The sequence below is a fragment of the Mesorhizobium sp. M1322 genome (genome assembly GCF_040318085.1).
GTDB lineage: Bacteria > Pseudomonadota > Alphaproteobacteria > Rhizobiales > Rhizobiaceae > Mesorhizobium.
The window spans coordinates 1-9373 of the sequence record NZ_JAMYLP010000142.1 but is presented as its reverse complement, the minus strand read 5'-3'; the positions used below and the strand labels follow the sequence as shown (position 1 = coordinate 9373).

Sequence of the window (9373 nt, the reverse complement as noted above, 5' to 3'; positions counted from 1 at the left end):
TCCCATCGTCCACCTCCATCGAGGTGGATGTTGAATCAGCACAAGACGCAGCTGTCACATCACAATCGATTCATCGATCACAGGACTTGCTCTAGTTTCTAACGCGCAAATGGACAAAGTTGCCAAAATGTTTAGCGAGGCATTTCCAAGCGCCAAGTACATTCGAGACGCTTCCGCTCACCCTGCGGACATGCTCTGGAATCCCTTTTATGAGGAACAGAACTCTTTCGATGGTCCCCTCTCAGTTGGAGGCGTCGAGGTTATACGTGGCGAAGGGATACGATCGCATTTCACCGGGATTGTGAATCGACACGTCACCGTGACTATCAAAGGCGGCGTCCATAGCTACGAGCTTTCGCAGTCGTCGCTCGAAAAGTTGGATGAAATCCGAAAGGCTGTCTTCGAGGTTTTCAAACCTGCATCGGAAGCGTCCATGCAACTGTTTTTTGCTGCTATGAGCAGCAAGGACCGTCCTAGCGCCTAACGCGCTTGGAACCCTGCGCCAGCCGGGAAATCGGGTTTCAACTTTCTCCGCTTTTGCGGTGAATTCGGATATGGTGAAATTCGAAACCATCGTTGAGAAATTTAGGTGTTTCACTGGCCTGTCACGCCGGAGGTCGCGGGTTCGAGCCCCGTCACTCGCGCCATTTTCAATCGCTTAGCTGATTGGAAATGAAAAAAACTCTGAATGCCGGACCGGCAATTCAGATATTCGGGTCGACCTTTGCACCCGATAAATTCTAGCGCTTGGTTTGGTTTTTAGAGATCCGTTCGATTTGGCTCATCACCACTTGCGGATCGACGTTCTGAGCTAGCTGGGGCAGTTCGTCATCTGCCGGCGTCGATACTTTTAAACGCTCCGTCAGGGCGGACATCATTTCGATCAGTCGTGTGGTTTCATGCTCGTTGAGCAGGCTGATCTGCAGATCCAGCTCGGCGCGGCGCTCGCTGAGCTCAGCCATTCTGTTCTGGTTGATCAGGACAAAGGTGGACAGGAAGATCGCCTCAACCGAGGCTACCATTGCCAATATCACAAAACTTGGGTCCCAGGGTGGAATAGCCGGGATCGCTCCAAGGTTCAGCACGACCCAGACGATCAGGATTGCAAGGTGCAGATACACGAATGCCATGCTCCCCGCGAAACGGGAGATGACGCCGGCAATTCGATCTTGAAACGCCTGCTGCTGCTCCTGCTCTCGTCGATGGTCAACCAGAGCTTGAATGTTGTTGTGGAGGACCGACTGCATGTCGGCGGATTGTGGCGCGGCCATGGACATCAAGGCCCGACTTGAGGCGCTAGGCCTGAGGTCCAGCCGCGGCGGCAAGGAAGTTTCATAGACGTTCTCAACCTGATAGGCCTCTTGGTTTCCCCGTTGGAAGCGGGACAACGCGGCCGGGGATGCGTGCTCGCTGCCGCTTCTCTCGGACGCTGAGCTCCTTAACGCCTGTTGTGGCGCATGGTTGCCCGGCACGCGCGACTGGCAGTAGAGTGAAGGTCGTGAGATCGACCCGGCAAAGCTTTCGTAAAAGCATTTTTCCCAAGGCTCCGTGAGCCGATGCTCGGCACGTTCGCCAACTACGCTCGGGCTCGGTTCCGTGCGGAATTGCGGGATTCGTGCTTCGCTGATCGGGGTCGCCTATTTTTGCCGCGGGTCTTCAAGGCCGATGCCGATCTGGCGGAAACGGCCCGCCCGACGTTCGACCACGGCTTCGGCGAGCGAGCGGGCCGCGTTGCGAACTTCTTCCTGGATTGTCTCGTCGGCATCGAGTTCATCATGACTTGTAGCGTACGGCTTCCAGTAGCCGATGTAGCGGTCGAGCTCGGCGCTGGGGCCGGCCGGCGACAACTTCATGAAACGCAGCCAGTCAGCGATGGAATGCCGCACATTCTCCGCACCTTCTACATCGCCGTGCACGATCACAGAAAACAGCCTGCCCGCCAGATGACGCGGATAGTCCCACCCGGCCAGTTCTACCTCTTTTGCCTTTGCCGCATCCTTGCCTTGAGTCAGCGAGGGGTCTGGATTGCCACCGTCAGCGCAGACAAGCCTGTCCATCATCAGTTTGACAGGCGAGGAAACCTGATACCAATTCACCGGGGTGATGATCATGATCCCATGGGCGGCGACCCACATCGGGTAGATTTCGTTCATCCAGTCCTGAACTTGCCCAAGCGAATGGTTGGGATAGCAGGAACAGGGCCAATGGCAGAGCGGAGCGGCCGTCGAAAAGCACGCCTTGCAGGGATAGATGTTCCTCCCGTATTCGGAAGCAAGTCGCGACAGATCGAGAATTTCGACGGCAAGTTTCGTTTCCTTGTCGATGGTCTCACGGGCGATTTCGGCGAGCCGGAAACTCTTCGACATTTCGTCGGGACAGGTATGCTCGCTGCGCGGCGACCCGTTGATGATCAATAGACGCGGCGGGACCGTTAGATCATCGTGCCGACGCTGCGCCTGTAGCACCGCTTCGTGCGCAGCGATCCAATCGACCGACAGATCGTAGTCGGGGTCGCTGAACGTAGGACCGGCTTTCCTCGTGATCGGGCTCTTGCGGGAATCGGCATAAGCCTGCCAGGCGATCGAAGCGATTTGCTCGATCGACCGGGCGACCGGTTCGAACGCTGGATCGACGAATTGCTGCATGTACCTTGCCTTGAACTCTTTCTCACTCAATTTGGGACTAGCCATGCCTTGCGAGGCGCCGGGGTTTTCCCGACAAACTTGCCAACGAGACCAGCCATTTCCGAATTCCTTTCCCGAATCTTCGTCCAGGAACGCGCAAGACTTGCAGTGATTTATTCACCCGTTTCGTCGGCACCTCCGTGGAAGAAGGATCGGATTTCCTCCCTGTCGACGCTGTCATCGCCGTTCTCGTCGACAGCGTTGAATATCCGCCCGATGAAATCCTGAACCTCGGTTTGAGAAAGCGCACCATCGCCGTCGGCGTCCACTATGGCGAACATCATTCGCATCCGTGCGCCATGCATCATCCCGCCTCCCATTCGGCGCCCGTCATGCGGACCTCTTCGGAAATCGCGATGCCAACGGTCGCCACCTCGTCGTTCTGCTCGAGGGCGACGATGCTCCTGCATTCTCTGCTCCAGCATCTCAGTCATCATCTGACGCATCATTTGGCGCATGGAGTCTTCGGTTGGCCCGCTCATTCCTGGCGATGGCTGTGAACCTTGATCCGGTGCCGGTGCGGTGGGCGCAGGTGAGCTCGTCTGGGATAGTGCCGGCGAAGCCAGCATAGCCAGCGCCGCGGCAACTGCTGTGGTCTTGCTTGGTAATGTCATCGTATTCTCCTTGGAGAATGGTGGACCGAACGTGTCGGCATCCAAGCCAAACCCGCTGCTCCCCGCATGGTTCCTGGCGACTTGGCAGATGATCGCTGTGTGCCGGTTCATCCTTCGCGCTGCCGCAGAAAAATGCAGTCCCTACAGCGACATAGCGCAGCGATTCGCTTTAACAGCGGGCCAGAAGGCTATTTCCGACTGGGGCCCTGTCACGCTGGAGGTCGCGGATGGCCTTGGTTCCTTAACACAAAAAGTTTCGACTTTCGGTTTCCTGAGAGTTTCAACTTTTTGTATTTGTTGCGTTCCAAGCCTGTCATATGCGTTTGAGCATTGGATTTTCCCGAACCCGGTTCCCACTTTGGGTCCGATGCTCTAACGGAGAAGAAGCCTTGGATGCCCTGAAATCGCTCATCGAATCGCGCCATTTCGATCTTACGATCATGGTCCTGATCCTGATCAACGCCGTCACGCTCGGCCTCGAAACCTCGCCCGATGCGATTGCTGCTTTTGGCCCGCTTCTAACTGCCATCGACCGTGCGATCCTCGGCGTCTTCGTCCTCGAACTCGCGATCCGGGTGGTCGTCTACAGGACGAATTTCTTCCGCGATCCATGGCGCATCTTCGACCTCTTCGTCGTCGGTTTCGCGACCGGTTCGCTGTCCGTGCTGAGGGCGCTGCGCATCCTGCGGGTCCTGCGCCTGATCAGCATCGTTCCGTCGCTGCGCCGTGTCGTCACCGGCTTCATCACCGCCTTGCCTGGCATGGGCTCGATCATGCTGTTGCTCGGGCTGGTATTCTACGTCTTTGCGGTGATGGCGACGAAGCTCTACGGCTCGTCCTTCCCCGAACTGTTCGGCGGCATACCGGAATCGCTCTTCACGCTTTTTCAGGTCATGACTCTCGAAGGCTGGTCGGACGGCGTGGTGCGCCCGGTCATGGCGGTCTATCCGACCGCCTGGCTGTTCTTCATCCCATTCATCATCGCGACCTCGTTCACCGTGCTCAATCTGTTCATCGGCGTGATCGTTTCGGCGATGGAGGCCGAGCATGAAGCCGTAGAATCGGCCGACAGGGCAACGCTGCACAGCGATCAGGCCATCATCCTCGCGGAACTACAGGCGCTGCGGGCAGAGGTCCGCGAATTGTCCGGCGTTCGCGGCTAGATCGCCTCATTCCCCGCGAGCCATTCCGGCGGCTTCTGATGGTGTGGTGCCGTGAAAGAGCCCGCCGCTCCATTTGCGAAGCGGCAGGCCCCCAGATTACCCCCCCGATTGCCAGGTCAAGGTTGCCCCCGGCATCGCTGACCGTGCAATTGCGGCGCCAGACCCCATCGCCCATTACGGGACACCTATGCCAATGACGCAAGATGAGATTGCCGATTTACATTAACTGTTGCTAATGTGCCACCATGTCGGAACGGACCAAAGTGGAGAGCTTGCGGCCTCACCCTTTGGCGAGCAATGCCTCGACCTCTTGCAGGGTCGGCATCGACGGCGCCGTGCCCGGCCGCGTTACCGAAATGCCAGCGACGGCGCAGGCGAAGCGGACCGCTTGCAGCGGTTCCACCCCTCTCGCAAGTGCTGCAGCCAGGCCGCCATTGAAGGCGTCGCCGGCGCCGGTTGTTTCGACCACAGGGCCGGCATTGATCGCTCCGACATGGTCGGAGCGGCTGTCCGTGTGCAACAGCGCGCCCTTTTCGCCGAGCGTCACTATAACCGCACCGACGCCCTTCTGGAGCAGACTGTCGGCGGCGCGGCGGGCGTCGTCGATGGAGGACACCTTGATGCCGGTCAGTTCCTCGGCCTCGGTCTCATTGGGCGTGACATAGTCGCAGAGCGTGAAGATGCGCTCGGGCAGGCTTGCCGCGGGCGCCGGATTGAGGATGGTCGTCACCCCTGCCCCGCGCGCGATTTCCAGCGCCCGCAGCGCCGCCTTGATCGGCTGTTCGAGCTGGGTGACGAAGACGCCGGCCAAGCGGATCAGGCCGGCATGGGCCTCGATATCGTCGGGCGAAATCAGCATGGCCGCACCGGGGCTAACGATGATGGCGTTGTTGCCGGTCGTATCCTCGACGAAAATATAAGCCGCACCCGTGTAACTCTCCGGCGTGTCGATGACGGCACTCTTCACGTCGGCCTGCGCCCAGGTTCGCCTGGCCATATCGGCAAAGGGATCGACGCCGAGGCGCGTCAGGAAGGTGGTGTCTGCGCCGAGCCGGCCGGCCGCGACCGCCTGGTTGGAGCCCTTGCCGCCCGGGCCGAGGGTGAAGGATGTGCCAAGAAGCGTCTCGCCCATGCGCGGCTGGCGCGCGGCGCGGTAGGCGGTGTCGGCGACGAAGACCCCCAATATGACGACAGGCTTGCCTGGCATCCCCCTACTCCGCATCCGGCGGCACGACGCCCTTGCGGAAGGCGAAACAGCCATAGAAGCGGCGTTCGCCGGTCTGGATGACGCAATAGGCCTTTTTGGCGCGCTCATAAAAGGCGTAGCGCTCGACCGGGATCATCGGCCATGGCTTGCCCTCCGCCGCGTCGATCTCGTCTTGCACTTGCCTCTGCACTGCGGGAATCTCGTCCGGCTTGCCGACGATCTCCATGCGGGCGGCCGCGTCGTCGACGAAACTGTCCAGCGGATAGAGCGACAGCACCGCCTTGACCACGTCCGCGGCCGGCGCATCGATGCGCAGCAGCCGGCCGAGCACGGTCTGGCGCGCCACCGAATCGGAAGGGAAGTTGGTGTCGGCGATGATCAAATCGTCGCCATGGCCCATCGCCCGCAGCGCCTGGAGCACGTCGGCATTGAGCAGCGGATTGATCCCTTTGAGCATAGTTCCCTCCCGAACGGGCTTTTTGATGCGAAGCCTGGCGCATGATCCCGAAAAGTGTTGTCGGTTTTCAGGCGCAAATTCAAAGCATTAAAGACGACGGCCGGTCTCTGAGTCGAAGAGATGGACCTGGTCGAGCCGGGGTTTCAGATGCAGCGTGTCGCCCGGCTTGAAGTCGTGGCGCTCACGGAACAGCGCCACCATCTCGCCGTCGCCGAAGCGCAGGAAGACCAACGTTTCGGAACCGGTTGGCTCGACGACGGAAATCTTCGCCGGCACGCCGTCGGGGTGGATTTCTAGATGCTCGGGCCGCACACCGTAGACCACCTTGCGCCCGTCCTCCACGGCGCTGTTCGTAGCAATCGGGAACGGCGTTCCGGCGATGTCGACGACAGGCCTGTCGCCCTTGCGCACCACGCCCTTGAGCAGGTTCATGGAGGGCGAGCCGATGAAGCCGGCGACGAACAGATTGGCCGGCCGGTCGAACAGTTCCAGCGGCGCGCCGACCTGCTCGATGCGGCCGTCACGCATCACCACGATCTTGTCGGCCATGGTCATGGCCTCGATCTGGTCGTGCGTGACATAGATGGTGGTGGTCTTCAGCCGCTGGTGCAGCTCCTTGATCTCGGTGCGCATCTGGACGCGCAGCTTTGCGTCGAGGTTAGACAGCGGCTCGTCGAACAGAAATACCTGCGGGTTGCGCACGATGGCGCGGCCCATGGCGACGCGCTGGCGCTGTCCGCCCGAGAGCTGGCGCGGATAGCGCTTGAGGTAGGGGTTGAGGTCGAGGATATCGGCGGCGCGCTTGACCCGCTCCGCGACCACCGCCGGGTCGGTCTTGCGCAGCTTCAGCGCAAAGGCCATGTTCTGCTCCACCGTCTTGTGCGGATAGAGCGCATAGTTCTGGAACACCATGGCGATGTCGCGCTTGGCCGGCGGCAGATGATTGACGACACGGTCGCCGATGGCGATCGTGCCGCCGGAAACGGTCTCCAGCCCGGCCACCATCCTGAGCAGCGTGGACTTGCCGCACCCCGAAGGGCCAACCAGCACCACGAACTGCCCGTCGGCGATGTCGACGCTGACATCGTGCAGGACCTTGACGGTTCCGAACGCCTTGGCCACATTGCTGATCGCGACTTGAGCCATCGGCCCCCCTTTCGTTGCGGTGAAGCTAAACAACGCAAACGGCTAGGGCAAGTCAGTCTTTTATAGATAAAAAACCCCATCATCGTTGACACGGCACTTGGTTGTGAGAATAGTGAAAGGGCTCGGGTTCTGACCCTGTTCCGGGCGCGCCGGCACACTAGTTCGGATTACGGAAATCGAAGTGTCGCGGGAGGAAACTTGGGCCCTATTTCCAGGAGTCGCTGTTGTTGGGGAACACGTCCAGCGCTCCATACACCCGAAACAATCACCATTGAGATACAATCACCGTTGAGATTCTGGGAGGAACGAAATGAAAGTCAGCCTTTACAACCAATTTATGCGCGCGGGAGCCACTCGCCGCGATGTCCTCAAGGGCGCGGCCAGCATGGCCGCGATCGCCGCGGCATCCGGCGCCGGGCTTGGCGCACTGACGCGCCCTGCTTCCGCCGCAAGCGAGCTGCGTGCGCAGATCCTGCAGATCCCCGGTGTCGGCAAGGGCCAGCCGACCGATGCCGACTTCCAGCAGGTCGGCGAGCTTTGCCTGGAGGCGACCAAGGCCAGCGTCAAGGAAGGCGAATTCGCCGGTGTCCAGCTCACCTTCATGGGGCTCAACAACCAGAACCTGCACAATGTGCTGTTTCGCGGCTTCCTGAAGCCGTGGGAGACCTATACCGGCGCCAAGATCAACTGGATCGACCTGGCGCAGGCGGACTACAACGCCCGCCTGCAGCAGTCGATCGCCACCGGCACCGTCGATTTCGACATCATCGAGATGGGCGCTCCGTTCGAAGGCGACGTCTGCGGCAAGGGCCTCACCTCCGAAATGCCGGACTGGGTCAAGGACCAGATCGACATGAAGGACGTCGTGGCCTATCTGCAGCCACCGGTCGGCACCTGGGACGGCAAGCAGTACCGCGTGACCGTCGACGGCGACGCACACAACTTCAACTACCGCACCGACGTGTTTGCCGATGCCGACCTCGCCAAGGCGTGGAAGGATGGCGGCGGCGAAGGTGAATGGGGCGTGCCGAAGACCTGGCAGCAGGTGCAGGCCGTGACCAAATTCCTCAAGGGCAAGCAGTTCCAGGGCCAGGACGTCTTTGGCTATCTCGACGCCCCCAAGGCGTGGGGCGGTTTCGGCTTCTACTTCCTCGGCAGCCGCGCCAGCGCCTATGCCAAGCATCCCGACGACAAGGCCTGGCTGTTCGACGCCGACACGATGAAGCCGCGCATCAACAATCCGGCCTGGGTGCGGGCGATCCAGGATGTGATCGACGCGCTTCCGTCGGAGCCCGCCGACCAGATCAACGCCGACCCGAACACCACCGCCTTCCAGCAGTTCCTGGCCGGCACCGGTTCGATGGTAACCTGGTGGGGCGACGTCGGCTCCAACGTCAAGACCAACGACTCGTCGGTCGTCGGCGATGTCACCGGCTTCTCGATCCTGCCGGGCTCGGACGACGTCTACAATTCCAAGACCGGCCAATGGGACAAGCTGGCCAGCGGCCCGAACTATGCGCCGAACTGCGCCTATCTCGGCTGGGGTGTCTACGTCATGGCCCGCGTCGATAGCGACGAAAAGAAGAAGAAGGCGGCCTGGTCTGCCGCGGCCCATCTCGGCGGCAAGGACCTTTCGCTCTGGTGCGCGGCATATCCGTCCGGCTTCCAGCCCTACCGCAACTCGCATTTCGACATTCCGGAATGGGTGGCGGCCGGTTACGACGAGGCATTCATCACCTCGTATCTCAAGTCGGAAGCCGACAGCTACAACCATCCGAACGCCGCGATCGAACCGCGCATCCCCGGCATCTTCCAATATTACAGCGCCGCCGAGGACATTCTGGCCAACACGTTCGCCGGAAAGATGAAGGCGCAGGAAGGCGCCGACGCCATCGCAGCCGCTTGGGAGAAGCTGACCGACCAGATTGGCCGCGAAAATCAGGTCAAGCTCTACAAAGCCTCGCTCGGCATGTAGGCTGAGACTGTGGTGAACCGTGGGGGGGCCGGCCGCCCCCCCCCGCCGCCCCCCCCAACCCCCGCGCCCCGCCCCCCCCACCCCCCCCCCCCCCCCGCCCCCCCCCCCCCCCCACACCGTCAAGGTA

At 60.8% G+C, this 9373-nt stretch carries 10 protein-coding genes; 4 read left to right on the top strand and 6 right to left on the bottom strand.

Annotation, left to right across the window (positions count from 1 at the left end):
• Positions 1-109: 109 nt before the first annotated feature.
• Positions 110-484 carry a hypothetical protein gene (locus NKH12_RS28950; RefSeq protein ID WP_352956259.1) on the top strand — a complete coding sequence of 125 codons (375 nt, stop codon included), beginning with the start codon at positions 110-112 and terminating at the stop codon, positions 482-484.
• Positions 485-740: 256 nt separating this feature from the next.
• On the opposite strand, the gene NKH12_RS28945 is transcribed toward NKH12_RS28950, so the two are convergent.
• The 3 genes from NKH12_RS28945 to NKH12_RS28935 all read right to left on the bottom strand — a co-directional run bounded on the left by NKH12_RS28945 (position 741) and on the right by NKH12_RS28935 (position 2992).
• The gene (locus NKH12_RS28945) at positions 741-1271 is read right to left on the bottom strand and encodes a DUF1003 domain-containing protein (RefSeq protein ID WP_352956257.1); all 531 of its coding nucleotides are present in this window, start codon (positions 1269-1271) and stop codon (positions 741-743) included.
• A gap of 366 nt (positions 1272-1637) precedes the next feature.
• Positions 1638-2645, bottom strand: a complete 1008-nt coding sequence (locus tag NKH12_RS28940) for a flavodoxin family protein (RefSeq protein ID WP_502910858.1) — start codon at positions 2643-2645, stop codon at positions 1638-1640.
• Positions 2646-2797: 152 nt separating this feature from the next.
• Positions 2798-2992, bottom strand: coding sequence for a hypothetical protein (locus NKH12_RS28935; protein ID WP_352956255.1), 195 nt, complete (start codon positions 2990-2992; stop codon positions 2798-2800).
• A gap of 214 nt (positions 2993-3206) precedes the next feature.
• On the opposite strand from NKH12_RS28935, the gene NKH12_RS28930 reads away from it, so the two are divergent.
• Entirely contained in the window at positions 3207-3674 is a 468-nt protein-coding gene (locus NKH12_RS28930) for a hypothetical protein (RefSeq protein ID WP_352956254.1), read from the top strand.
• A gap of 13 nt (positions 3675-3687) precedes the next feature.
• A complete protein-coding gene (locus NKH12_RS28925; RefSeq protein WP_352956253.1) occupies positions 3688-4461 on the top strand; it encodes an ion transporter in 774 nt (257 codons plus the stop codon).
• A gap of 280 nt (positions 4462-4741) precedes the next feature.
• Here the strand turns inward: NKH12_RS28925 and rbsK are convergent, their stop codons facing one another.
• The 3 genes from rbsK to NKH12_RS28910 form a co-directional block, all read right to left on the bottom strand.
• Complete coding sequence (gene rbsK / locus NKH12_RS28920) at positions 4742-5668, bottom strand: ribokinase (RefSeq protein WP_352956252.1); 927 nt, start codon at positions 5666-5668, stop codon at positions 4742-4744.
• 4 nt (positions 5669-5672) lie between these two features.
• Positions 5673-6125 carry an RbsD/FucU family protein gene (locus NKH12_RS28915; protein WP_352956251.1) on the bottom strand — a complete coding sequence of 151 codons (453 nt, stop codon included), beginning with the start codon at positions 6123-6125 and terminating at the stop codon, positions 5673-5675.
• An 87-nt stretch (positions 6126-6212) separates the two neighbouring features.
• Positions 6213-7271 (bottom strand): ABC transporter ATP-binding protein, encoded by a 1059-nt coding sequence (locus NKH12_RS28910; RefSeq protein WP_352956250.1) that lies wholly within the window; start codon positions 7269-7271, stop codon positions 6213-6215.
• Positions 7272-7581: 310 nt separating this feature from the next.
• Here NKH12_RS28910 and NKH12_RS28905 point away from each other — a divergent pair, with 310 nt between their 5' ends.
• On the top strand, positions 7582-9246 hold the full coding sequence (locus NKH12_RS28905; RefSeq protein ID WP_352956249.1) for an ABC transporter substrate-binding protein: 1665 nt from the start codon (positions 7582-7584) through the stop codon (positions 9244-9246).
• The last annotated feature ends 127 nt before the right edge of the window (positions 9247-9373 follow it).

Coding starts and splice junctions, on each gene's coding strand:
- NKH12_RS28950 (WP_352956259.1), top strand. CDS start 110: ATGGACAAAGTTGCCAAAATGTTTAGCGAGGCATTTCCAAGCGCCAAG.
- NKH12_RS28945 (WP_352956257.1), bottom strand. CDS start 1,271: ATGGCCGCGCCACAATCCGCCGACATGCAGTCGGTCCTCCACAACAAC.
- NKH12_RS28940 (WP_502910858.1), bottom strand. CDS start 2,645: ATGCAGCAATTCGTCGATCCAGCGTTCGAACCGGTCGCCCGGTCGATC.
- NKH12_RS28935 (WP_352956255.1), bottom strand. CDS start 2,992: ATGATGCATGGCGCACGGATGCGAATGATGTTCGCCATAGTGGACGCC.
- rbsK (WP_352956252.1), bottom strand. CDS start 5,668: ATGCCAGGCAAGCCTGTCGTCATATTGGGGGTCTTCGTCGCCGACACC.
- NKH12_RS28915 (WP_352956251.1), bottom strand. CDS start 6,125: ATGCTCAAAGGGATCAATCCGCTGCTCAATGCCGACGTGCTCCAGGCG.
- NKH12_RS28910 (WP_352956250.1), bottom strand. CDS start 7,271: ATGGCTCAAGTCGCGATCAGCAATGTGGCCAAGGCGTTCGGAACCGTC.
- NKH12_RS28905 (WP_352956249.1), top strand. CDS start 7,582: ATGAAAGTCAGCCTTTACAACCAATTTATGCGCGCGGGAGCCACTCGC.